This is a genomic window from Pseudomonas sp. GM25 (assembly GCF_000282255.1).
Classification (GTDB): domain Bacteria; phylum Pseudomonadota; class Gammaproteobacteria; order Pseudomonadales; family Pseudomonadaceae; genus Aquipseudomonas; species Aquipseudomonas aphyarum.
In genome coordinates this window covers 89,651-111,827 of the sequence record NZ_AKJQ01000043.1, presented here as the reverse complement: position 1 = coordinate 111,827, position 22,177 = coordinate 89,651, and the positions used below count along the sequence as shown (strand labels likewise).

Sequence of the window (22,177 nt, the reverse complement as noted above, 5' to 3'; positions counted from 1 at the left end):
GGCCAGGACGGCGCCGCAGAATCTTCCTACGCTCGTACAGGAACCAGCGACATTCAGTTTCGGCTCCATCTGGCTGCTCGCAATCATGTGAATGAATACATTCATGCAGAAACGCAGAGACAAACCGATGGAACAAAACACATCCGATTTTGAAATGACGGCACTTCTGGTTGATCTGAATACCATCCGTGAGTACCTCTCTCAGGTACTGGCAGAAGGTGACGATGAAGAGTTGTTTCGAGCAATCGGATACGTGACGCAAGCCCGTATCCGACTCACCGAAAAAGTAACAGCGCCTCTCGCCTCCCCCTCTTGTACCTGCCTCAGCGCTTCACCCCCACCCACGTAAAACACATCGGCATCTGCGCCTCGCGGTTCTGGTACTGGTCATAGACTTCTTCCCGGTTCGAGTGTGGGTATTCCTTGAAGTGCGTGATGTTCAGGCCGGCCTCGATGGCGGCGGTGAAGATTGCGCCGAGGGTGTGCACGAACCAGTAGGACTTGGCCGCCGGCTGTTCGACCTTGCCGACATAGACGATCGGTTTTTCCAGCACGAAAGGTTCTTCGCGGAAATATGAAGTGGCGAGGCGAAACGGGTCTTCGGCCTCGGGGTCGACCATTTCCAGGAACGGGTGGGTTTCGTAGATCACCAGTTGTCCGCCCGGTTTCAGGGTCGAGACGACGTGGCGGAAGAATTCGCCGATGTCGGGCATCCAGCCAAAGACGCCGATGGTGATCAGCGCGACGTCGAAACGGACGCGCAGCGAATCAGGCAAATGATGAATATCGGCCTCGATGAATTCGGCGTTGTGCGGCGAACGCTTGTTCAGTTCGCGAGCCTGTTCGAGAAACGCGCTGGACTGATCGATACCGACCACGCTCCGGGCGCCGAGGGCGAACAGTGACAGGCTTTCGCGGCCATTGTTGCAACACAGCTGCACGACGTCTTTGCCATCGACACCGACCTGCTCGAGCAAGCCGCGAAGGGTGTCGTCGAGGCAGGAAAAGTCAGCCTGCGTGACTTCGGTCAGCAAGGCCTGCCAGTCGGGCGAATCCTGGTGATGACGGGCGGAATCATTCCACGCCTGACGATTGCTCTCGACGGCGTTTTTATTATTTGGCACTTCCATGGCGCACTCCGGGCGATGCTCACAATTGAGCGGGCCCGAGTCTAGTTCAGCCTCGCGCAACAGGTTGTTGCGAACTTGTAAGCCGACAACACTTGCACCAACGCCTGCACCTACGCCTGCACCGCGGACAGCTATAGTTAATAGCCTTGGGGAAATCCGCTTCCACAGGTGCTGCCATGGGAATGTTCAATCGACTGCTGTTGTCCGCCTGTCTGCTCGCCGCCACGCAGGTGCAGGCGCTGGACAGCAACTTCAACTACTACGGGGCGGACCAGCCTTTTGCCCACCCTGCTCCGCCGTCGCTGTCCGCTCAGCCACCTCGGCCGTTCGATGACGCGTCGCCGCAGGATTTCATCGTCATCCCGGATCGCCACGTGTTCCATGACTCGCAACTGCCCACTGTGGCCGATGCGACGGTGCGGGTATTCATCCGCACCTACGATGCCGAACGCGGCATCTACGTCAACGACGAAGTGCTGGACCCGACGTGCGTGCTGGAATGCCTCGGCACACCGAGTCCGCGCAGCAACGCGGTCTACCACTGACGCTTGTCCGGACGGGCCAGGCCGAGCTTTTCGATGCGGTAGCGCAGCATGTCGCGGCTCAGGCCCAGCAGGCGCGCCGATTTGGTGACGTTCCAGTCGGTCTTGTCGAGCATCTTGCGCACCATGTCGCGCTCGACCTCCGGCAGGTTCATCGATTCGGTGTTGCTCGCCGGGCGCGCTTCGAAGTGCGTGTGCGGCACCTCGTGCTGATGCTGCGGTGGCAGCTCATCGCACAGGCTCATGCACACGTTCAGTTGATGCGCGGCGATGGTGTCGCTCGGCGCCAGCAGCACGGTCTGTTCGAGCATGTTGCGCAGTTCGCGCACGTTGCCCGGCCAGGTGTAACTGAGCAGCAGCTCTTCGGCCTGATCGCTGAAGTGCAGGTTCGGTTTGCCATAGCGCTTGCCGTGGCTGGCGAGGAAGTGCCGGGCCAGCAGCAAGATGTCTTCGCCACGGGCGTACAGGCGCGGCACCTTGATCGAGATGATCCGCAAACGGAAAAACAGATCGCGGCGGAACTTGCCCTGCTGGACCATTTGCTCAAGGTTGCAATTGGTGGCGCTGATTACCCGCAGGTTGACCTTGCGTTCCTTCACCGAGCCGACCCGGCGAATGGTGCGATCCTCCAGCAGCTTCAGCAGTTTGGCCTGCAGCAGCAGGTCCATTTCGCCGATCTCGTCGAGAAACAGCGTGCCGCCGTCCGCCGCTTCCACCAGCCCGACCCGGCGATCCTTGGCGTCGGTGAACGCGCCTTTCTCGTGGCCGAACAGTTCCGATTCCACCAGGTTGGACGGAATCGACGCGCAGTTGAACTCAATGAACGGGCCTTTGCTGCGCGGGCCGTCGAAGTGCAGCGCGCGGGCCACCAGTTCCTTGCCGGTTCCGGTTTCGCCTTCCACCAGCACCGGCGGCAGATCGGTGTTGGCCATGCGCCGCTCGGCGTCGAGCAACTGGCCGATAGTGTTTTTCAGGTACTGCATCGGCGACGACTCGCCGATCAGCGCCTGCACCCCGGACTTCTGCGCCTCGCGCTCCTGATAGAACGACAGCGTGCGCTCCATCCGTTCGGTGGCCAGGGCCTTGTCCAGCAGCAGTTTGAGTTCCGGCAGCGCGACCGGTTTGGTGACGTAATGAAAGGCGCCCTCCTTCATTGCGACCACCGCGTCTTCGACGTTGCCGTAGCCGGTCATCATGATCACTTTCAGTTCCGGCGCGCTGATGCGCAGCTTCTGGATCAGATCGTGACCGCTCATGCCCGGCAGCGAGTTGTCGGTCAGGACGATATCCGGCATGAAGCTTTCCAGTTGCCCCAGCGCGTCCTCGGCCGAGTGGCAGACCGTCACCTCGAAGTCTTTGCGCTCCAGGTAGGTCTGAATATTCTCGGCCAGCAGTTCGTCATCCTCGACCAGCAGAATGCTGTGTTCCATATTCCCCTCCCGATGCCACTCTAAAGTTGAGACTGACGCGGGTTCCTTCCTGCTCCCGGCTGGTCAGAATGACCGAACCCTGAAACCGCTCCATGATTCTTTTGACCAGCGCGAGGCCAACCCCGAGGCCGCCCTGCTTGGTGGTGAAAAACGGTTTGAACACCAGCTGTTGCTGCTGCGCGCTCATGCCTTTGCCGGTGTCGCTCAGGGTCATGCGCACATGACCGGTGTGCGGTGTTTCAATCTCGACACTGAGTACGCCCCCCTTGGGCATCGCTTCCAGGGCGTTGGCGAACAGGCTATTGAGTATTTGCGTCAGCAGCACCTTTTGACTGACGACCGGCGGGCAATTTTGTGGCGTGAATCGCACTTCGACGCCATTGCGCCGGATCAGCGCGTCAAACGCCCCCAGGGTGTCCTCGACCGCCGCCAGCAATTCCACCGCCTCGCCGTCGTCACTCATCGGGCGCAACGACACCAGCAGCTCGCGCACCCAGCGCGACATGCGGTCGACCTGGCTGATAATGTCGCCGATATTGCGCTGCGCGCCCGGGCTGGCGATTTCCTGGGCCAGTTCGGCGCTGGAACGAATGGTCGCCAGTGGATTGCGCAGGCTGTGGGCCACCGCCGAGGACATCTCCCCCAGGGCGACAAAGGTTTCGTTGCTGATCAGCTGCTGTTGCTGGCTCTGCAGCAGCGTCGAGGCGCGGCGCACGATCCAGAACAATCCGAGGTAAATCGCCGCGCCACCGAGGATCGTCGCGGCCCAGATCGAAGCGAACCCTCGATCGATGCGGTCCACCAGATCCGCCGGTTCCTTGTAGATTTCGACCATGGCGACGACTTTGCTTTTGTCGGCGTTGAACATCGGAATGTAGTTTTCGATGAACAGGTACTTCGGTTCGCGAGACAGCTTCTGTTCGGGCTTTTCGTCGTCGATCTTGTGGTAGCTGGAAGACACCGGCACTTTCATTTCGAACGACTCGTCCAGCTCGTCGTCATCTTCGATCTTGACGTTGATCAGCTCGGGGTTGGTCGACCAGATAATCGTGCGATCCAGGGCGTACACCGTGGCCAGCAACACGTCGGGCAAGTGTTCGACATGATCGAGAAACTCGGCGCGGGCCGACGCATGGGCCAGCGGGTCGACGTCGGGGTAGTTCCCGTCCTGGCGCGGGTCGAGCATCTCGCCCATGGTCCGTTGCGGCGTGATGTTGGCGTGGCGCATTTCCGCATCGCCGATGGCTTGCACGAATTGCGCGGTGAGCAGCGCATCGCGCTCCACGCTTTCGGTGACCACGAAGCGCGTGGAGATATACCCCAGCCCCAGCGCCACGGCCGCGATGATGAAAAAACTGGCCAGCGAGAACCAGCGCAGCAGATTGAACTGCCCGCCCCAACTCTTGATGGCTGCCAACGCTACGTTCGGCGCTGCTGTTTTTTGTTCTTCCAGTCGCTGCATGGGAATGCCCTGGCGTTTTTGTGTCGAGCCCGTTACAGCCGCCTTCTCGAATGAGTGTAGGTGGCAATGACCGTGACACACGGTTCAATGATGCTATTTAGCCGCTACTGCATACGACTCACCGCTTCGCTTGCAGAACCCGGTTTTACTGGCGTCAACGCCCCGTCGGCCAAGGGTTGCACGGACGGATGCTGACGCTCGGTTTCGGCACTCAGAAAGTCGATGACCGATTGCGCTGAAGCTTCATCCAGACGCAGATTCGGCATCGGGATGCGCTCGTATTGCTCGAACAGTTGCAGCGCGATCGGGTCTTTTTCCGCCAGCACGCGATCCGGTTCGCGGATCCAGCGATTGAGCCAGGCCGGGTCACGCTGGCGGGTCACGCCGATCAGGTCCGGGCCGATGTTGCGCATGCCGATGCCTTCGCCATCCTGCGGGCCGAGGCTGTGGCACGAAGCGCAGCGGGTGCGGAACAGTTCTTCGCCATTGCTCGGCGGACGAATCTGCGGGGCGTCCGCGTAGCTTTCTTCGGTGCTGGCCTGCTTCCAGTTCTGCAGGGTATTGGCGAGCTGGTCGGCGAGGATCCACGGGTTCTCGAACGGCGAGGCTTTCATCCAGCGCCCGGTGCTCTGGTTGCCGACGATCAGGCTCAGGTTGTGATCCTTCGTGCGGCCGTTGTCGACGCCTTCGATGAACAGCCCGAGCTTCTTGCGCAGGTCGGTGACGTCTTCGAACTCGCCGGTGAGGAATTTCCAGCCGGGGCCGACCTTGAAGCGTTGCGAATAGGCCTTGAGCACTTCGGGGGTGTCACTCAGCGGATCGATGGTGATCGAGTAGAAAAAGATGTCTTTCCCGACCCGGTCCCCCAACAGTTTCTGCACCTGGCGCAGGCGCGCGGTTTCCAGTGGGCAAGAGTCGCTGCACGAGGTGAAGATGAAGTTGATCACCACCACTTTGTCTTTGATCAGGTCATCGAAGAAACGCACCTGCCGACCGTCCTGATCGGTCAGCAGGGTGTTGGGGAAATAGTCGCCACCCCACGGGGTGGCGGATTCGCTGGCGCCTTCGGGCTGCGCCTGATGGGCGATGAGCACCTGACTGCCGAGCAGGCAGGTGACCAGCACCAGAATCAGGTGCATGCCCAGGGCGCGGGAGCGCGGCGTTGGCTGTGTCATGTCGGCTCCCTCCCTGCTCATGGTTTCACGGTCACTTGCGGGCCGAAGCCATCGCCAGTGCGGAAGGTTGGCAGTGCGGCGGAGTTGACGTAGCGCACACCATCCCAGCTCGGCAGCGGTGTCGGCATCAACTGCAGTTGCCCGGGTTTTTCCAGGTCCCAACGCAGCAGCATCGAGTTGTCCTCATGCTGGGTGTTGTGACAGTGCTCCATGTAAGTCCCGGCAAACTCGCGGAAGTTGATCGCCATCTCGACGCTGTCCAGCCCGTCGGCTTCCGAACCGATCCGGTAGACGTCCTTGCGCGCCCATTTTTCCCACTCTGGCGGTGCCTTGCCGCCACGGCTGAGGATGATCCCCTCCTCGAAGTGCACGTGTACCGGGTGGCTCCAGCCCTTGCCGCCGGCCTTGATGTTCCACACTTCCAGGGTGCCGGTGCCGCTGACCCCGGCGTCGGTCGGGCCGCTGGCCAGTTTGGTCGAGGCATTCAACCGGCGTGGGTCCATGTGGAAGCCGAAACCGCCATCGGTCTTGATCGTCCACGGCGCTTCATCGGTACCGTCGGAGCGGCCGAAGATGAAGGTCCGGTGCAGCGCCTTCGCGAGCAGGGCCTTGTCGGCAGCGTTGTCGCGGTGGATCTTCAGCGGAATCATCACCATGCCTTCGGCCTTGCCCGGTTTGGCCGGCTCGTAGGCCGCCGGGTCCATGGCCAGGTCCTGGCCGGTGAACGCCTTGACGTTGAGCTGCAGGACCTTGCCCACCACCGGGTCACCCTTGTCCCACTGCGGGCCCTTGCTGGTCTGCTTGATCACCGGCAGGTATTTCTCGGAGAGCACGTCGGCCAGCGGGATCACTTCTTTCGGGCCTTTGCCGTCGTCCTGGGCTTGCAGGTTGACGAAGAACACCTTGTCGCCCGGTTTGATCCCGTTTTTCGCAAAGTTGACGATGATGTCGAACCGTTCGGCGATGCCTTGGGTCGGCAGGATCGCGTTGTGGTTCTGCTTGTCGCCGTCGGCATCGAGGTCCATCGAACCGTCGAACGGCACGCTGTGCTCCATGATGTTGCCGTCGTTGGCGATCATGTGGAACGGCACACGGGTGTACGACACGCCGGAGTTTTTCGGCCCCTGGAATTCGCCGCCGTTGCCTTTGACTTCACGCACGAGGGCGAGCTTGAAGTAGCGCGACACCGAACCGTTGAGGATGCGGAAGCGATAACTGCGGGCCCGCACGTCGAGGGTCGGTTTCCACTGCCAGTTGACCAACACCTGATCGCCGATGAAGCCGTCGGTGTTGAACGGGTTGAACCACAGCTGACCTTGCTGATCCCAGGCCTTGTCGGCGAACACCAGGTTGACGTCGTAGTCGCGGTTGCCCCACGGCAAGGCGCTGCCACTGGGGAAACGCAGGTTGACGCCGTCGTTCACCGATTCGTTGCCACGGTCCAGCGCGCTGTAGTAGTTCATCATCGCCGCGTTGCCCTTGTAGACGTTCTGCGCGGTGAAATCGAGCATGTGGTCGTGGAACCAGTGGGTGCTCATGGTTTCGCGCCAGTCGCCGCGAATCTTGATGGTGCCGTGGTCGCAGGTCTTTTTCGCAGGCTGAATATCGTTGACCCACAGGGTTTCCCCCGGTGCGCACGGGAACGCCGCGCGTGGGTCTTCAGCCTTGGTATTGATGCTGTCGTAACCGGCGAGCTGGATCGGCCAGCGATAGTCGTAGTACTGGCCGGGGAAGAAGAACGCGTTGGCATAACCGTCGCTTTCCGCTGGCGCGTGGCCGTTGTGCTCGTGGGTGGTGATGGTGTGCAGACCGAACCCGCGGTTGGCGGAAGGATCGATCGGCAAGCCGTTGTAGTGACGCATCAGCACCGGCTGGCCATAGCGCACCATCAACAGTTTCGGCGGCAGCGTGCCGTCGAAGGTCCACACCGAGTTGTGGTCCTGCACCGGCATCGCCGGGTGGAACCGTGGGTCGACACCCTTGGCCGTGCCATCGGTCGCCGGCACGCCCGCGACGTTGTGGTACAGACCGCCGGGGCCGAATTCGCCGACGGCATAACCGTGCATCTGCCGGCTGTCACGCAGGCCGCCGTTCAGGCGCGCACCGGTCTGCACGGTCTTGTAGGCGACTTGCGGGTAGAACTCGTTCCAGCGCTGATGGGCCCAGCCTTTTCCCGGTGGCCGGCCTTCGGCAGACGAACCGATGTGACGGTTGAGGAACAGTTCGATCTGCGCCTGCCACGGGTTGCGGTCAACCGTGTTGGCGAACTGACTCGGAAACGGCGTGAGCCCCGGCTGACGCAGGAACGCATCCAGCGCCGTACCGGGAGGCGCGCTGCGAGCGATGTTGTTCGGGTCTTGCGCCGGCGCCGGGCCGATGGCCGCCGGTGGAAAACTCAACGGCGCGGCCGGTGTGGTCGGGTCGAGTTTTTCCGGGCCGAACTCTTCGAACAGCACCAGTTGCTGAGTAAACGGCTGGGCACCGTACAGCGGGCTCGGCTTGCCGTTGGTGGGGTAATTGAAACTGGTCTGGACGGTGGGCGGCAGGATGTTTTCCGTGCGCGTCGTGTTCCGCGTGCCTTTGATGCCATCGGGCAGATCGAAGGAGTCTTCGTTGGCCTCGGGCATGGTCAGGATCGCGTTGAGCGCACCGGCGCGGTCTGCGGGCTCGTCGTAATAGGCCGACGGGTCAGACGTTTCCGGCTGGTTCTCGTCGTCGATCGGGCTCGCTCGGACCGCGGTCATCTGGCCGAGGGTCAACATCAGAAAGACGCTCAGTGGCGTCAACAGAAACAGCTTTTTGGGGTCACGCATTGCTCTGTCCATCACCAGCCGCCTCATCTAAGGAAGGGGTGATGGTGTTTTGCAATTACCTCGCCAGAAAATCATTTCCAGTTGTTACAGGGACTTGGGCGCGCTGTTGCATTCCCCACTCCCCGGTGACCGGGGCCTGACACCCACTGCTGGGGGAAAGTTCACCCCAATTTACTGAATGAGCTGAAACGCCAGACGAACGGTGGTTCCTTCGCCTTCGCGGCTGTCCAGGCTTACGCCGCCACCGAAGCGTTCCATGATCCGTTTGACCAGCACCAGCCCCACGCCGAGGCCGCCCTGCTTGGTGGTGAAGAACGGCCGGAAGGCCATGCTGCGCTGTTCCTCGTTCATGCCTTTGCCGGTGTCGCTGAGCATCACGCTCACGCCACGGCTGTCGCTCGGTTCGAGGGTGATGGTCAGCGTGCCGCCCTTGTCCATGGCCTCCAGCGCGTTGGCCAGCAGGCTGTTGAGGATTTGCGTGAGCTGGATGGGCTGGCTCAGCACCATCGGCGTCTGCTGGGGATGAAACACCACGTGCACGCCGGCCTTGGCGATCTGCTGCTCGAACGCCATCAGGCTGTCGTGCAGCGCCGCCACCAGGTTCACCGGTTCCGGGTCGTCATTGAGCGGGCGCAACGATTGCAGCAGTTCGCGCACCCACTTCGACATGCGGTCGACCTGGCCGATGATGTCCTTGATGTTCTTCTGCGCCGGCCCCGCGTCGAACTCCAGCGCCAGTTCGGCGCTGGAACGGATGGTCGCCAGCGGGTTGCGCAGGCTGTGAGCCACCGCCGATGACATCTCGCCCAGCGCGACAAAGGTTTCGTTGGCAATCAGTTGTTTTTGCTGGGCCGCCAGCAAGATCGCCGCCCGCCGCACGATCCAGTACAACCCCAGGTAAATCAGCCCGCCGCCCAGCGCGGTGGCCAGCCAGATCAGCGTCAGCCCGCGCTCCATGCGGGCGATCAGGTCTTTGGGCTCTTTATAGATCTCGACCATCGCCGTGACGTTCTTGCCCTCGGCGTCGAACAGCGGGATGTAGTTTTCGATGAAGATGTATTCCGGCGGCACCACGAACTTCTGTTCTTCACGGCCCTTGTCCACATCGTGATAACTCGCCGACACCGGAATCTTTTCATCGAACGCCCGGTCGAGGTCTTCGTCGGCATGAATGCGGGTGTTGGTCAGCGCGGGGTTGGTCGACCAGATCACGGTACGGTCCGGCGCATAGATGTTGGCGAGGATCACGTCCGGCAGGTGTTCGATGTGATCGAGAAATTCGCCCCGGGCGCTGGCTCGGGCTTGCGGGTCGACGTCGGGAAAGTTCTTGTCCTGGCGCGGGTCGAGCAATTCGCCCATGGTGCGGATATTGGGGATCGAGACGTGGCGCACTTCCGCCGACGCGATGGCCTGAATGAACTGCGCGGTCAGCAAGGCATCACGCTGCACGCTTTCTTCGATCACGAACCGTGTCGACACCGCTCCGAGCGCCACGGCCACGGTGCCGATCACTGCCATGCTGATCAATGAAAACCAGCGCAACAGGTTGAACGGCTGCTTGCGCGAGTTCAGCCGCTGGCTGCTCTCCTCGATCGGTAGCGATTTTGACTGCATGTTCATGGCGGCGACTTCCCGATACGTCCCTATAGGGTTATAGCCCACGGTTGGGTGTTTGCCCGGATCCGGGGGGTGAACGGCCCCATGCTCGGCCGATTTCCCGGTCAGGCAAAAACCGCCAGGCGTTCATGCCCCCACAATCCCCAATGCTGGGGACAGTCGCCCTATCCGGGCTTGCGCCCTTTTCCCCCACGCCAAGCCGCGAACCCTTGCGCCACGGGCGTTTGCGGCCGGTTGGCCCGTCGTTGGTATGGAAGTTGTAAAGCCCTCTGCAACTGACCCATCCCCAAGGGGCAGGTACTTTGATAGAGGGATTAACTCATGCACCCTTTACTGTCCAAAACCGCGACCGTCCTGGTCGTGAGCGCCTTGGCCCAGGGCATTGCCCAGGCCGCTCTGTTCGCCGTCGATCCGGGTCCCTACACACCGGCCAATGGCGGTTTCGCCAGCTGGTATCAGGACACCCACGGTCGCACCCTGGATCTGTGCCTGTCCAAAGCGCTCAGCTCCCGCGTGCCGAGCACACCGGGCGCCCCGTCGTACATGTGCTCGCTGCTGCCGACCCCCGGCGTGTTCGATGACACGCAGCCGATCGTGTTCCCCACCAACTTCCCCGATGAAGCGTTCTGGTTCACCGGCGAGACCTCGCTGGTCGATGCCGCGCGCGGAATCAACCTCGGTTACGTGAGCGCCGTCGAAGCCGCGTTTGCCGCCGAAGAGCCGGTCGAAGGCGATCAGGTCAGCTTCGCGCGGATTCGCATTCGCGTGGATGTGCCGACCGCTGGCACCTACGTCATCACCCACCCTTACGGGGTCGATGTGTTCAACGTCGATACCCCCGGTCGCCGCGCCATCAACATGACCCGCGACATCGGCATCGGCACTCCGAAAACCTACGACGGCGCGCTCAAGGGCGACATCGGTCCGTTCCTGCGCAGCGTCAACGGGCCGTACACCGAGACCAACCCGGTGAGTGGCGCGGCCGAGCAGTTTGTCGGCGACCCGAACCTCAACGAAGCCGTGACCGGCAGCCCGTTCAACACCAACTACGTGCGCATCGAAGGCCCGGGCGGCATTGACCTGCGCACCACGACCTTCGCCGTGTCCGGCAAGTTGTCGACGGTGGTGCGGCCGACCCCGCTGATTCCGCAGCGCAGCACCTACTCGCGCAAACCGGGTGACAGTGCGCCGGTGGCCCAGCAAGACGTATTCGTCCAGGCCCCGCCAGCGCCAGGCACCGCCGCCGTCACCAGCAGCACGCCTGTGGTGAACATGAAAGAAGCCGACAGCACCGGCAGCTGGTACGCGCAATCGGCGGTCAACCCGACCTTGCCGACCGTGCTGCAAGTGACCGCCGACAACCATCTGGCGATCGCGACCAGTTCACCGACCACCCTGCCCATGACCCTGACCGACCTGGTGGTGATCCAGCGCGCCGAGTACAGCCTCAGTTCCGGGCAATTGACCGTGGTGGCCTCGACCAGTGACGAAACCTCGCCACCGGTGCTCACCGCCACCTCCGGCACCGGCGCCGCCATTGGTGCGCTGGGCGGCGACGGCGCGGTGAAAACCCTGGCCACCGGGATCACGCCGATTCCACCGGCCAAGGTTCGGGTGACGTCGTCCAACGGCGGCAGCGATACCGAAGAAGTGGTCATCGTGCAATGAACGCTCACATGCCCAGATCCGCATCAGGAGGCATCATGAACAAGTGGCCACGCTTCGCGCTCAACGCGCTCGGGCTGACAATCTCGCTGACCGGCAGTGCGTTCGCGCAACTGGCCGCCGTCGATCCCGGCCCCTACACCTTCGCCACCGGGAAATTCCCGATGTGGTACCAGGACAACAACCTGCTGTCGATGGAGCTCTGCCAGTCGCGCGCCGCCAGTTCGCGGGTGCCGGTCAGCACCCCGCCGGCGTACATGTGCACCCTGCTGCCGGAACCGGGCGTGTTCGATGACACCCTGCCGATGGTATTCCCCGACAACTGGCCGCCGGAAGCCTTCTGGTTCCTGGCGGAAACCGCGATCCCCAACAACGGCGCCGGTTTCGGCGTGGACGCCTATGTCGCCGGCATCGAAGCGGCGTTCGCCTCGGAGAATCCGGTCGATGGCGATCAGCAAAGCTTCGCGCGGATTCGTATCCGGGTGAACGTCCCGGTGGCCGGCACCTACACCATCACCCACCCGTATGGCGTTGAAACCGTCAACGTCACCACACCGGGCCGGCGCGCGATCAACATCACCAAGGACATCGGCATCGGCGCGCCGGGCAACTTCAGCGGTGCGCTCAACGGCGCCATCGGCCCGTTCCTGCGCAGCATCAACGGCCCATACACCGAAGTGAACCCGGACACCGGCGGCATCGAAACCTTCGTCGGCGACCCGAACCTCACCGAAGCGGTGACCGGCAGTCCGTTCAACACCAACTTCCTGCGGATCGATGGTCCGTCGGGTGCCGGCTCGATTCAGACCAACCTGTTCACCGTCGCCGGCAAGGTGCTCGACAACCGTCAGCAGACCCATGTCGCCATCGACCGCGCCACCTATCGCCGGACTTCGGCGGGTGTGCGTGCCGAGGTGTTCGCCAAGGCTGACAGCAGCACGACCCTGTGCTTCCGCGAAACCCTGGCGTTGCTGCCCGGCCCACCGCCGACGCCGTGCCAGACCAGTCTGTTGGGTGACAACAACGGGCTGTTCTTCGGCCAGCGCCTGGGCAACGGCACCCTGCCGTCGGTGGTGGTCGTGACCGCGACCAACCCGGCCGGCACCACCCGTCCGACCGCCGTCTCGGCCAAGCTCACCGACGTGGTGAAAATCCAGACCGCCCGCTACAGCTGGGCCAACCACAGCCTGCTGATCGAAGCCACCTCGACCGATGAAGTCGCGGTGCCGGACATGGTCGCGCAAGGCTACGGACGTCTGTCGAAAACCGGCACGCTGCAAAAAATCACCGTCGCCGACCTGACCCAGCCTCCAGCCACCGTCACGGTCAAATCCGCCGCCGGCGGCAGCGATACCGAGCCAGTCGTAGTGGTCGGTGCAGCACCGGACACCGGTGAAAACCAGGCGCCGCTGGCCAACGCCGACACCGGCAGCACCAGCTTCGGCGTGCCGATCACCCTCAGCCTGTTGACCAACGACAGCGACCCGGACAACAACGTGCCGCTGACCATCACCGCGTTGACTCAACCGGCCGCCGGCCAAGGCACCGTTGCGCTGAGCGGCACCACCTCGGTCGTCTACACCCCGCCAGCCGTGGTGACCACACCGTTGACCACGACCTTCACCTACAAGGCGCAAGACAGCAAAGGTCTGGCCTCGGCCAACCCGGCGACCGTGACGGTGACCGTCGCGCCTAACCGGCCACCGACCGCCGTCGCCGACAGCGTCGCCACATTGGGTGTCGCGATCCCGATCAACGTCCTGGCCAACGACACCGATCCGGAAGGCAACACACCGCTGGGCGTCGCCAGCCTGACCCAACCGCCAGCAGGACGCGGCACGGTCAGCACCGACGGTACGGTGATCACTTACACCCCACCGGCCACCGTGACCACGGCCTTCACCACGACCTTCACCTACATCGCCCGGGACAGCTTCAACGCCCAGTCGACGCCGGCGACCGTCACGGTGCAAGTGTCGCCACGGCCAGCGGCGGAAACCTTCACGATCACCACCTCGACCGTGCAGGCCCGTTCCGGCGGCCGCTTCAACTGGGACTTCGCCGGCACCTCGTCGGTGACCACCGGCAACACCATCACCGTGCAGGTCACCACCCCGACCGGGCTGGTAACGCTGGGCACAACCACGGTACCGGTGACCGGACGCTGGCGGCTGACGCTGAACAACACGCTGGTCGTGCCATCAGCCAACCCGACCGCCACCATCCGTTCGTCCCAGGGCACCGTTCGCACCATCTCGGTGACCACGCTCTGAGCCCACGCCCCACCCAACCCACACCGCCAGGCGCGGGGTGGGTGGGGCTGACTCAGCCGCGATTCCGGATTTGAGCAACACACAACACAGGACAACGCCATGAACACGCCGACCGCCGCCCTGCTTTGCCTGCTCGCCCTGTGCGTCAGTGCGGGCGTGCGCGCCGACGACCTGATGGAAAACGATGACCTGGCGCCCAACAGCGCCGATCTCGGCGAACTGCCGCCCCCCGTGGGCCAGCAAGCCCTGATCGACCAGAACGGCCAGGTCAACCTCGCCCTGCTCTCGCAGAACGGTCAGTCGCTGCTGGGCAAGATCGTGCAGTCGGGCAGCAATCAGGAGGCGTACATCCTGCAACAAGGCAGCGACCTGATGGCCTTGATCACGCAAAACGGCTCCGGCAACGCCGCGTCCATCACGCAAACCGGCAGCCACAACCGTGCGCAGATTTCGCAAAACGGCAACAACAACGACGCCAGCATCGAGCAGGCCGGCACGGGGCTGCAAAGCGCCGTGACCCAGTCGGGCAACGGCATGAGCGTTTCGGTCAAGCAATATCGCTAAGCACTGCAATCATCGGAGAGTTCATCATGTTCAAACTGACGCCCCTCACCGCCGCCATCCTGGTCATGATCAGTGCCCAGGCCATGGCCGACGACAGCATTTCCACCCAGAGCCAGCTCGGCACCGCCAACATCGCCAACGTCAAGCAGACCCAGGCCCCGTTCAGCACCGCCACCCAGACTCAACTGGGCCAGGGCAACGACGCCGCCGCCGTGCAAGACACCGCCACCAGCGTCATCACCCAGGACGCGGTCGGCGACTACAACGCCGGTTACGCCGAACAGCTTTACGAAGACAACAGCACCATCACCCAACAACAGGTCGGCGCCTTCAACACCACCCACGCCAGCCAGTCCCTCGGCTTCGGCGCCGGCAATCAGGCCCTGCAACAACAGCAAGGGACCGGCAACTTCTCGTTCGTCTATCAAGACTCGCAGAACGGCAGCGAAGGCAAGACCTTCCAGTTCGGCGACAGCAACGAAGCCAACATCGAGCAACTGTACGAAGGCACCGGCAACAGCTCGGTGATCACCCAGTACGGCACCGCCAACTACGGCACCGCCGAACAAGTGCTGCACAACGGCGGCCAGATCGGCATCAACCAGGCCGGCGAAAACAACTACGCCTACGGCGACCAGCGCAACGGCACCGGCGGCAACATCACCATCAACCAGTTCGGCAACCTCAACGGCACCGAAATCTGGCAAGACTCGCAACTGGCCAGCCAGGCCACCGTCAACCAGTACGGCGACAGCAACGAAACCGTGGTCGACCAGAGCTTCGGCGAAAACAACACCGCCGCCGTGACCCAGGTCGGCAACACCAACGCTATCTATGCCGACCAGTTCGAGTCGGTCAACTCGACCCTGGCGCTCTATCAGGTCGGCAACGGCAACGTGCACTTCACCTACCAGAACGGCGACAGCCACACCCTCAACGCCACCTCGGTGGGCAACGACAACAAGGTCTACGCCAGCAACTGGAAAGGCCCGCAACTGGGCGGCCAGTTCGGCAGCAGCCAGCGCGCCACCGTCACCCAGGCCGGCAACGGCAACATCGCCAGCTTCAAACAGGACGGCATCGGCCACATCATGACCACCAACCAGACCGGCACTGGCAACAAAACCACGGTCAGCCAGGCTGATTCCTACAACGAGCTGTACTTCGATCAGAACGGCAGCGACAACATCCTCATCGCCGACCAACGCGGCACCACCAACCTGGTTCAAGGCTCATCGAACGGCTCGGGCAACAGTGCCGAATTCGACCAATCCGGCACCGGCAACCAGGCCTACACCGCGCAGCTGTATGGCAGCGACAACATGATCACCGTGAAACAGGCTGACACCATGAACGTGGCGTACGTGACCCAGGGCGGGACCGGGAACATTGCGAACGTGGATCAGAGCGGGATGACACAGACCGCGACCATTCAACAGTTCGGGTCGGCTAACCAGGCGACGGTTTTGCAGCAGTAAGTGTTGGGTAAAAAAAACCGCGATCCCCGGGTGAGGGATCGCGGCTTTTTTATGCCAGCAGGACGATTCAGCCTTCGCTGCTCTTCACGACAGAAAACATCATGCCTGTGTGATCACCCGTCCTCGCCGAGTATTTGAGGTCGCCTACCCGACGCTCGACTGAATCTTCAGAATTGAACTTCACAATGGATTCATGGAATACCTCCATCACCATCTTTTTGTTCTCCTCCACTGGAATGTCAGGATTGAGTGCCTCGGTGGTCGCCAACAGAACAGTCAACATACGAAGCTGCTCCGCCTCCTCCTCGTTTGGAGAGATATTGATGATGATCAAGTCGACGTTGCCGTCATCCTTGTCAAGGGTTCCCATCATCGTCAGGTCCTGGCTGAAAATGTAATTGAACACCCCCGTAACGCCGGTTGTGTCGACATCAAAGTCGGCGGCTTTGTATTCTTTTTTGTATCGACCGATAGCGGCGTTGAACGCGTCATGAAACTCGTCGACGCTCAATCCCATGGAAGTCGCAGAAGGTGAAGCGTCGCGGTTGGCGCTGGCGGAAACGCCCCCCGACCCGCCAAAGCCTGCGGCCTGCTGAACCTTGGTGGAGGTATAGGTGAGAAGAGCGAAAGACGCTCCACTCATGACCAACCCTGCCAGGAACAGGCTGAACCGGCTGGGGATCCGACCGGTTTTTCTGTCCCTGAAAAGCTTCGGCGCTATCACACCAACCACCCCAATCAAGGCGAACGTCACGGTAAACAACAGCGCCAGCGCGAACAGTATGAGCACTTATTCATTCCTTTTGATTTGCACACTGAAAGTGATGGCATTCTAACGTCACCCATGGGTAAAAGCCCATGGTCGCGTCCTACGGAAAAATGGAACGTTTTCAGAAGCTTCGGGAATTTTCTGACGAGTTCTGGCGGTTGGCCGTCGGAAGTGCAGGCTCTAGGATTTGCCGGGACAACTTGATCCCCATGGAGCTTGGCCCACATGCAATTCATTCAGACAGCGACGACAGCGATACCGTTCGACCCACTGTGCCCGGTGGGTTCGGACCTTGATCCCGAGGAGCAGGCTGCGAGTTATGACCGTTGGTTTCGGGCCGAAGTACAGGCTTCTCTCGATGATCCGCGTCCGAGCATTCCGCATGACCAGGTGATGGCCGAGATATATGCCTTGATGGAATCGATGCGCAAAAGGGCTGATGCTAATTGAGATGAAATATACGACTTATAGCGGCTCGAGCCTTCTTGCCGTCTGCCTCGTACAGCCCCTGTAACAAAGCCTGATCGGTTAACCGATGGAGGCGAAAATGGTTGTAGAAGGCTTGCCCCAATCGCTGGTTATCAAAAGAGCCCATTTCCCACAGACCCAAGAATTCTGCATAGGCTGCGCTGTCGATTTCCAGTGGTGGTGAAAGGTCCATGCGCTCCTCAAAAATAGTTAGTCGTCAGGAAGCGGTAGAGTAGCCAAAATCGGCATTGCGCTTTTCTACTTTTCACTTTGCCAACGCAAAGCACTTACCCCGCCTCATGCTTTCTTCGTTTGTCCTCCATCAGGGCCGACATTTCAGCCATCACCTGCTCATTCGGAATGCTGGGGCGTGGGTCATCGATTGAAGCCTGTATTTTGGCAATCAACCAGCGGTCGTAGCTGGCGGCCTGCTCTTCGCTTTCGAAGTCTGAAACGATTGTGGAGATCAGGGGATCCATGGTGGCTCCAGTTTGAATGAGAAAAACGCGACCCGTTGCTGGGTCGCGTTTTTTTATTGGGTTGGTGATGGATCAGTCCTTCAGCTCGACATGATCCAAGGCCTGATTTACGGCCAGTTCACCCAGCATGAGGATCTGCGCGATACCCAGGGCGGTTTTGCGGTGGGCGGGGTCGAGGGTGGCGGCAAAGTTGTTTAGCATTTCGCTGGCAGAGCCCAGGGATTCGCTGGCGTTGGCGAGCAGGGATTCGGTGTTGTAGGCCGGGTTGGCGAGGTACATCGGGGCGGGTTCGTTGACGCTGCCCATGATGTGGGCGCCGGGGCATAGGTAATGATCGAGCGCGCGTTCGGCGGCTTCGTGGAGTTTTTTCGAGTTGACGGAGGTGTATGGGGAGGTTGGGTCGGTTTCGGGGTTGGATTGGGTTTCGGGTGGGTTTGGCGTTGGTTTGAACATGGTGAATCTCCGATCCTGAAATGAAGCTGGCCCATTCGGTTTCCGAACGAAGGGGTGGCAGCTGTACGCAGGCTGGAAACCCGGGGAACGGAGAACCCGGTTGACCCGAAGGTCTCCCGCGCACAGCCGCCATAACGGAGTGCACACTTTTCAAGGTGCGCAAGCATACGTTATGAAAAGCGCTTGTGCGCTCGGTTCTAGTCGGGGTTTCCAATCCCGATCGCTGAATTGGCAGCGACCGAAACAGGCTAGAGCCCGCGCTTCCGACGGACAACCTGAAAACCTTGTGGGAAGGATCGGCAAAATCGAAACAACTTTTAAACATTCGAGAATGGGACGCGGAGCGTCCCGGGCTGCATTCCCACGCGGAGCGTGGGAACGATCAAAGCAAAAGCAATCCGCTTTCTGTTTTTCGCTTTCCGCTTCTCACCACTCAACACAATGAGCGTTAGCTCGAGTACCGCTTTTGACGTGCCGGCCCCTTCGGAAGGCTGAGTGGAGGGATTTATCCGGGGGTGGGAGCGCAGCGACCATGCGGCGAAGCCGCATGCATCGAGAGGAGGTGCAGCGAAGCAAACCGGAGGCGATGCCCCCGGATGAATCCCGGAGCGAAGGAACCCCGAGCCTCAGCGAGGGGCCGAACGCCGGGGCCAAGCCTTTTGCTTACTTTTTGGCGTTTGAAAAAGTGAGCCGCTGTAAGAGCGGAACCGCCAGCGGCAACACCCGAAGAAACGGATATTCACCCAACCCAACAAGAACCTGGTCGGCCCGAAGGCCGCCACGTTCACTCGGCATCCGGATCAACCTTGTTCTGAGTCAGGTACCGATTCAAAACATCATCCTGACCCGGGGTAGAAGCATCCCCCGCCACCTGCCAAAGATGCCGCTCAATCCCCTGCGCCACCATATGCCCCACCGCCGCCTCAATCGCCGACAACACACACAACTGCGCCGGCTCATTAGTCGTATACCCGACCTCAGCCTCAAGCAACTTCTTGAACTCGATAAACTTGAAAATCCCCGCACTGCGCGCCACCGAATAAATCGTCTTGCTGGTCATCACATTCGCCAACACCTGCCCGCTACGCACATCCACCGCGCGCAAATTCACCGTCACCTGATCCACCCGGTACTCACGGGACAAATCGATCCCCAGATACCGCGCCCCTTCCCCACCGCTACGCACGTTGGTGTCATAAGCGATGATCCCGCCCTCGAGCATCATGTTCGCCGCCTGCAACGGTGGCAGCTCACCCTGAATGTTCACCGGCGTATTCGGCTTCTTCTGCGAAGCCCGAATGATCTTGCGTTCAGTCAGCAGGTTCTGCAGCCCTTCCCGCTCGAGCACCACAAACCAGCCGCTGGCCTGCATCGCGTCCATCAACATCGACGCCGCGCCCTGGGTGACGCTGGTGGAAAACGAACTCGCCGGGGTCGGTTTGTACTGCCCGGTCTGGTCACGGAAGCCGTACACCACCGCCATCAGCCGGCCCTTGGGTCGCGGCATTTTCAGCAAGTCGTAGTAGGTCGAGGCCCTGGGGGTCAGGGTCGGGGTATCGGTGTCCTGCTCGGCCGGCATCGGCTCGCGCAGACTGCACCCTTGTAATGCTGCCAACATCAGCCCTAGCGCTATTATTTTTTTCATGTCCATCACTCCCCGGAACCGTCATCCCGTCATGGGTTGAGGCCGTTCACCTGAATTTCGGAAACTTCGCCGCTCGCTCGGTCGGTCACTTCAATCGTCAGTGCCCCCGAGTCATCAACGACGTTGACGATAAAAGCGTCGGTGGACAGGCTCCCCGTGTTACCGGTGGAGATGTTGTCCAGCAGTTGCCCTAGCAACCGCGACTGCAATTGGCTGGTGAAACGTTCGAGGGCCGAAGTGCCGGCCACCGTCGAGCGTTTCTTGAGGTCAGGATCGTCGTGGTCGTTTTGCGCCTGGGCGTTGTTGAGCAGCCAGGTGCCGTTGAGCGGGTTTCCGCCGAACGACGGGTTGACCGGCGTGTAGACCAGTTCGGTGGCCTGGACGGCAGCGGCGCTGGCAAGCCCGATCAACAACCCCGAGATCCAGAATCCGCTGCGCCGTGAGAACGTTGTCGTGTTCATAGTTCGTCCTTCTCAAGGTCGGTGGTGTCCTGCAACAAGGCTTCCAGCTTGCGCCGGACGACCTCCAGTCGAACCGAGTCGGCGGCCTCGTAGGCCTCGTCCTTCAGTTCCACGGTGTTCGGCGGCAGGAAGCGCCGATACACCAGGCGTTGTTGATATTCGACGGTCACAAGGCTGCCCCAGCGTGCGTCGGGGCGCTCGCGCACCACCAGGTTGAAATCCATGCGGCTGGTGTCGCGCAGGCGCTCGCTGAACGAGTAGTAAAAGTCGTGGCCGATGTGCGAGATCGTGTCGTCGACGATGAAGCCCATCATTTCGTCTTCTTCGCTGGCGCTGGCGAAAGACGCCACGGCCGCGAGGATCAACGCGCACCACCATTTCCGGCTCATGGCTGCAACGCCTGCGGCAGCGCTGACTGGCCTTTTGCAGGGCCGTTGGTGCCATCAAGAAAGGCTTTCTCGGCCACGAACTGCCAGTCCGAATAACGCTGCATGCCTTCGAAATCCGACCACTGCGACGGGAAGTCCGCCTGCTTCAACGGCACCTCGGTGGAGGCACTGTTGATGCCGGTGATGCGTCCATCGAAACCTCGTTGCAGCGCCCATTCGCCACCGCCGATCGGGTCCGGATAGAGCTGACGCAGGTGGTGGCGGGCTTCCGGAAAACGTTCGTCCTGCAGCAGGTCGACCAGCTCTTTCGGGTACTGCGCCAGGCCCGGCGAGCTGCGGTAGTAGCTGCGCAGCGCCTGGGCGTACTGGGTGCCGACCCACAGCAGTTGCTTCTCGCGATCGCGGCGCGACACGGTCGACCACAACTCGCCGGCACTGGCCAGGCCCATGCCCATGATCACGATCAGGAACAGCACGCCCAGGTAGGTGAACCCACCCTGCTCCACGTGCTTACCACTCGGAATACTGGCTGCCATCACGCGCCCTCCCGGTAGCTCCGCTCTTGATATCGGCGACGCCGCCCGCCACACCGTCCGGCGGCGCGATCAGCACCCATTGGTCATTGCGTTCAGTGATCGGGTCCAGCGGCGCGTTGCGCAGGTAGCGGGTTTCCACCAGTTGTTCGATGGAATCGGGATAGCGCCCGGTGTCGCCGTAATAGTGATCCAGCGCCTCGCGCATGGCCGACAGGCTCTGGTGCAACGTGGTCTCTTTCGAGGCCTCGAGGCTGTTGAAGTAGCGTGGCAAGGCGATGGTCATCAGGGTCGCGATGATCGCCATCACCACCATCAGCTCGAGCAAGGTAAAACCCTTTTCCCGGCGCATGAGAATCACCACTCGCGGTACGCGATGCCGTTGAGGCCTTTACCCCGGGCGTGGGAGTAGACGTCGAACACGTCCTCGCCATCGCGCGGGTTCTGAGCCGAACTGTTGTAGGCCCGCAGGCCCCAACCGCCGTTGTCGTCACGTTTGGCCGGCACCAGCGGATCCCGCGGTATCCGGCGCAGAAAGTAGAACTTCGCACCCTTGGCACTGCGCACGTCGCGCACGCCTTCGACCAGCACTTTAAGGTTCGGCGGATAGCCGCTGCTGTTCAGGGATTTCTCGATGTAGCCGGCATCGAAGGCACGCTTGTAGGCGTCGATGCCATCGCGAATCTGATACAGCGCGGTGCGCAGTTCCTGCTCCTTGCCACGCCGTACCAGGGTCTCGGTCAGCGGCGCGGCCATGCCGGCCAGCAGGCCGATCAGGGCCAGCGTCACCACGACTTCGATCAAGGTAAAACCGCGCTGGGAGGCGTTCAT

Annotated in this window: 23 protein-coding genes; 7 read left to right on the top strand and 16 right to left on the bottom strand. The window is 61.5% G+C overall.

Going from position 1 to position 22,177, the window contains the following annotated elements; all coding sequences use genetic code 11:
• Window positions 1-91 precede the first annotated feature (91 nt).
• A complete protein-coding gene (locus tag PMI24_RS29630) occupies window positions 92-349 on the top strand; it encodes a hypothetical protein (protein ID WP_338009802.1) in 258 nt (85 codons plus the stop codon).
• Here PMI24_RS29630 and PMI24_RS17465 read toward each other — a convergent pair.
• Window positions 324-1,130, bottom strand: coding sequence for a class I SAM-dependent methyltransferase (locus tag PMI24_RS17465; protein ID WP_007956161.1), 807 nt, complete (start codon window positions 1,128-1,130; stop codon window positions 324-326). The genes PMI24_RS29630 and PMI24_RS17465 overlap by 26 nt on opposite strands.
• A gap of 176 nt (window positions 1,131-1,306) precedes the next feature.
• Here PMI24_RS17465 and PMI24_RS17460 point away from each other — a divergent pair, with 176 nt between their 5' ends.
• Window positions 1,307-1,675 (top strand): hypothetical protein, encoded by a 369-nt coding sequence (locus PMI24_RS17460; protein ID WP_007956160.1) that lies wholly within the window; start codon window positions 1,307-1,309, stop codon window positions 1,673-1,675.
• Here the strand turns inward: PMI24_RS17460 and PMI24_RS17455 are convergent.
• The 5 genes from PMI24_RS17455 to PMI24_RS17435 all read right to left on the bottom strand — a co-directional run bounded on the left by PMI24_RS17455 (window position 1,666) and on the right by PMI24_RS17435 (window position 10,172).
• On the bottom strand, window positions 1,666-3,102 hold the full coding sequence (locus PMI24_RS17455; protein ID WP_007956158.1) for a sigma-54-dependent transcriptional regulator: 1,437 nt from the start codon (window positions 3,100-3,102) through the stop codon (window positions 1,666-1,668). The genes PMI24_RS17460 and PMI24_RS17455 overlap by 10 nt on opposite strands.
• On the bottom strand, window positions 3,071-4,564 hold the full coding sequence (locus tag PMI24_RS17450; RefSeq protein WP_007956157.1) for a sensor histidine kinase: 1,494 nt from the start codon (window positions 4,562-4,564) through the stop codon (window positions 3,071-3,073). The genes PMI24_RS17455 and PMI24_RS17450 overlap by 32 nt, the downstream gene beginning before the upstream one ends.
• 104 nt (window positions 4,565-4,668) lie before the next feature.
• Window positions 4,669-5,739, bottom strand: coding sequence for an SCO family protein (locus tag PMI24_RS17445; RefSeq protein WP_007956156.1), 1,071 nt, complete (start codon window positions 5,737-5,739; stop codon window positions 4,669-4,671).
• A gap of 17 nt (window positions 5,740-5,756) precedes the next feature.
• Complete coding sequence (locus PMI24_RS17440; protein WP_007956155.1) at window positions 5,757-8,564, bottom strand: multicopper oxidase domain-containing protein; 2,808 nt, start codon at window positions 8,562-8,564, stop codon at window positions 5,757-5,759.
• 159 nt (window positions 8,565-8,723) lie between these two features.
• Entirely contained in the window at window positions 8,724-10,172 is a 1,449-nt protein-coding gene (locus tag PMI24_RS17435) for a sensor histidine kinase (protein WP_007956154.1), read from the bottom strand.
• Between the two features lie 318 nt (window positions 10,173-10,490).
• Here PMI24_RS17435 and PMI24_RS17430 point away from each other — a divergent pair, with 318 nt between their 5' ends.
• The 4 genes from PMI24_RS17430 (at window position 10,491) to PMI24_RS17415 (ending at window position 16,149) form a co-directional block, all read left to right on the top strand.
• Window positions 10,491-11,837 carry a hypothetical protein gene (locus PMI24_RS17430; RefSeq protein WP_007956153.1) on the top strand — a complete coding sequence of 449 codons (1,347 nt, stop codon included), beginning with the start codon at window positions 10,491-10,493 and terminating at the stop codon, window positions 11,835-11,837.
• A gap of 35 nt (window positions 11,838-11,872) precedes the next feature.
• Window positions 11,873-14,107: an Ig-like domain-containing protein gene (locus PMI24_RS17425; protein ID WP_007956151.1), complete on the top strand. Its 2,235-nt coding sequence runs from the start codon at window positions 11,873-11,875 to the stop codon at window positions 14,105-14,107.
• 99 nt (window positions 14,108-14,206) lie between these two features.
• Window positions 14,207-14,671, top strand: coding sequence for a curlin (locus tag PMI24_RS17420; RefSeq protein ID WP_007956150.1), 465 nt, complete (start codon window positions 14,207-14,209; stop codon window positions 14,669-14,671).
• Between the two features lie 26 nt (window positions 14,672-14,697).
• Window positions 14,698-16,149 (top strand): curlin, encoded by a 1,452-nt coding sequence (locus PMI24_RS17415; RefSeq protein ID WP_007956148.1) that lies wholly within the window; start codon window positions 14,698-14,700, stop codon window positions 16,147-16,149.
• Between the two features lie 67 nt (window positions 16,150-16,216).
• Here PMI24_RS17415 and PMI24_RS17410 read toward each other — a convergent pair whose 3' ends face one another.
• Entirely contained in the window at window positions 16,217-16,939 is a 723-nt protein-coding gene (locus PMI24_RS17410; RefSeq protein WP_007956147.1) for a hypothetical protein, read from the bottom strand.
• Window positions 16,940-17,143: 204 nt separating this feature from the next.
• Here PMI24_RS17410 and relB (PMI24_RS17405) point away from each other — a divergent pair, with 204 nt between their 5' ends.
• Complete coding sequence (relB, locus tag PMI24_RS17405; RefSeq protein ID WP_007956146.1) at window positions 17,144-17,368, top strand: type II toxin-antitoxin system RelB family antitoxin; 225 nt, start codon at window positions 17,144-17,146, stop codon at window positions 17,366-17,368.
• On the opposite strand, the gene PMI24_RS29805 is transcribed toward relB (PMI24_RS17405), so the two are convergent.
• The 9 genes from PMI24_RS29805 to PMI24_RS17360 all read right to left on the bottom strand — a co-directional run bounded on the left by PMI24_RS29805 (window position 17,361) and on the right by PMI24_RS17360 (window position 22,177).
• Window positions 17,361-17,579 carry a hypothetical protein gene (locus tag PMI24_RS29805; RefSeq protein WP_007956145.1) on the bottom strand — a complete coding sequence of 73 codons (219 nt, stop codon included), beginning with the start codon at window positions 17,577-17,579 and terminating at the stop codon, window positions 17,361-17,363. The two genes, relB (PMI24_RS17405) and PMI24_RS29805, sit on opposite strands and share 8 nt — an antisense overlap.
• 94 nt (window positions 17,580-17,673) lie before the next feature.
• Complete coding sequence (relB, locus tag PMI24_RS17395; protein ID WP_007956144.1) at window positions 17,674-17,865, bottom strand: type II toxin-antitoxin system RelB family antitoxin; 192 nt, start codon at window positions 17,863-17,865, stop codon at window positions 17,674-17,676.
• Between the two features lie 72 nt (window positions 17,866-17,937).
• Window positions 17,938-18,318, bottom strand: a complete 381-nt coding sequence (locus tag PMI24_RS17390; protein ID WP_007956143.1) for a DUF6124 family protein — start codon at window positions 18,316-18,318, stop codon at window positions 17,938-17,940.
• Between the two features lie 784 nt (window positions 18,319-19,102).
• Window positions 19,103-19,963 (bottom strand): CsgG/HfaB family protein, encoded by an 861-nt coding sequence (locus PMI24_RS17385; RefSeq protein ID WP_007956142.1) that lies wholly within the window; start codon window positions 19,961-19,963, stop codon window positions 19,103-19,105.
• A 29-nt stretch (window positions 19,964-19,992) separates the two neighbouring features.
• Entirely contained in the window at window positions 19,993-20,424 is a 432-nt protein-coding gene (locus tag PMI24_RS17380) for a curli assembly protein CsgF (protein ID WP_007956141.1), read from the bottom strand.
• Entirely contained in the window at window positions 20,421-20,813 is a 393-nt protein-coding gene (gene csgE / locus PMI24_RS17375; RefSeq protein ID WP_007956140.1) for a curli production assembly/transport protein CsgE, read from the bottom strand. The genes PMI24_RS17380 and csgE overlap by 4 nt, the downstream gene beginning before the upstream one ends.
• Window positions 20,810-21,349, bottom strand: a complete 540-nt coding sequence (locus PMI24_RS17370) for a type II secretion system protein (RefSeq protein ID WP_007956138.1) — start codon at window positions 21,347-21,349, stop codon at window positions 20,810-20,812. Before PMI24_RS17370 ends, csgE begins: the two co-directional genes overlap by 4 nt.
• Window positions 21,324-21,698: a type II secretion system protein gene (locus PMI24_RS17365; RefSeq protein WP_007956137.1), complete on the bottom strand. Its 375-nt coding sequence runs from the start codon at window positions 21,696-21,698 to the stop codon at window positions 21,324-21,326. The genes PMI24_RS17370 and PMI24_RS17365 overlap by 26 nt, the downstream gene beginning before the upstream one ends.
• Before the next feature lie 5 nt (window positions 21,699-21,703).
• The gene (locus PMI24_RS17360; RefSeq protein ID WP_007956136.1) at window positions 21,704-22,177 is read right to left on the bottom strand and encodes a type II secretion system protein; all 474 of its coding nucleotides are present in this window, start codon (window positions 22,175-22,177) and stop codon (window positions 21,704-21,706) included.

Excerpts from the sequence above, each read along its gene's own strand:
- PMI24_RS29630 (WP_338009802.1), top strand. The coding sequence starts at position 92 with ATGAATACATTCATGCAGAAACGCAGAGACAAACCGATGGAACAAAAC.
- PMI24_RS17465 (WP_007956161.1), bottom strand. The coding sequence starts at position 1,130 with ATGGAAGTGCCAAATAATAAAAACGCCGTCGAGAGCAATCGTCAGGCG.
- PMI24_RS17460 (WP_007956160.1), top strand. The coding sequence starts at position 1,307 with ATGGGAATGTTCAATCGACTGCTGTTGTCCGCCTGTCTGCTCGCCGCC.
- PMI24_RS17455 (WP_007956158.1), bottom strand. The coding sequence starts at position 3,102 with ATGGAACACAGCATTCTGCTGGTCGAGGATGACGAACTGCTGGCCGAG.
- PMI24_RS17450 (WP_007956157.1), bottom strand. The coding sequence starts at position 4,564 with ATGCAGCGACTGGAAGAACAAAAAACAGCAGCGCCGAACGTAGCGTTG.
- PMI24_RS17445 (WP_007956156.1), bottom strand. The coding sequence starts at position 5,739 with ATGACACAGCCAACGCCGCGCTCCCGCGCCCTGGGCATGCACCTGATT.
- PMI24_RS17440 (WP_007956155.1), bottom strand. The coding sequence starts at position 8,564 with ATGGACAGAGCAATGCGTGACCCCAAAAAGCTGTTTCTGTTGACGCCA.
- PMI24_RS17435 (WP_007956154.1), bottom strand. The coding sequence starts at position 10,172 with ATGAACATGCAGTCAAAATCGCTACCGATCGAGGAGAGCAGCCAGCGG.
- PMI24_RS17430 (WP_007956153.1), top strand. The coding sequence starts at position 10,491 with ATGCACCCTTTACTGTCCAAAACCGCGACCGTCCTGGTCGTGAGCGCC.
- PMI24_RS17425 (WP_007956151.1), top strand. The coding sequence starts at position 11,873 with ATGAACAAGTGGCCACGCTTCGCGCTCAACGCGCTCGGGCTGACAATC.
- PMI24_RS17420 (WP_007956150.1), top strand. The coding sequence starts at position 14,207 with ATGAACACGCCGACCGCCGCCCTGCTTTGCCTGCTCGCCCTGTGCGTC.
- PMI24_RS17415 (WP_007956148.1), top strand. The coding sequence starts at position 14,698 with ATGTTCAAACTGACGCCCCTCACCGCCGCCATCCTGGTCATGATCAGT.
- relB (WP_007956146.1), top strand. The coding sequence starts at position 17,144 with ATGCAATTCATTCAGACAGCGACGACAGCGATACCGTTCGACCCACTG.
- PMI24_RS29805 (WP_007956145.1), bottom strand. The coding sequence starts at position 17,579 with ATGGACCTTTCACCACCACTGGAAATCGACAGCGCAGCCTATGCAGAA.
- relB (WP_007956144.1), bottom strand. The coding sequence starts at position 17,865 with ATGGATCCCCTGATCTCCACAATCGTTTCAGACTTCGAAAGCGAAGAG.
- PMI24_RS17390 (WP_007956143.1), bottom strand. The coding sequence starts at position 18,318 with ATGTTCAAACCAACGCCAAACCCACCCGAAACCCAATCCAACCCCGAA.
- PMI24_RS17385 (WP_007956142.1), bottom strand. The coding sequence starts at position 19,963 with ATGAAAAAAATAATAGCGCTAGGGCTGATGTTGGCAGCATTACAAGGG.
- PMI24_RS17380 (WP_007956141.1), bottom strand. The coding sequence starts at position 20,424 with ATGAACACGACAACGTTCTCACGGCGCAGCGGATTCTGGATCTCGGGG.
- csgE (WP_007956140.1), bottom strand. The coding sequence starts at position 20,813 with ATGAGCCGGAAATGGTGGTGCGCGTTGATCCTCGCGGCCGTGGCGTCT.
- PMI24_RS17370 (WP_007956138.1), bottom strand. The coding sequence starts at position 21,349 with ATGGCAGCCAGTATTCCGAGTGGTAAGCACGTGGAGCAGGGTGGGTTC.
- PMI24_RS17365 (WP_007956137.1), bottom strand. The coding sequence starts at position 21,698 with ATGCGCCGGGAAAAGGGTTTTACCTTGCTCGAGCTGATGGTGGTGATG.
- PMI24_RS17360 (WP_007956136.1), bottom strand. The coding sequence starts at position 22,177 with ATGAACGCCTCCCAGCGCGGTTTTACCTTGATCGAAGTCGTGGTGACG.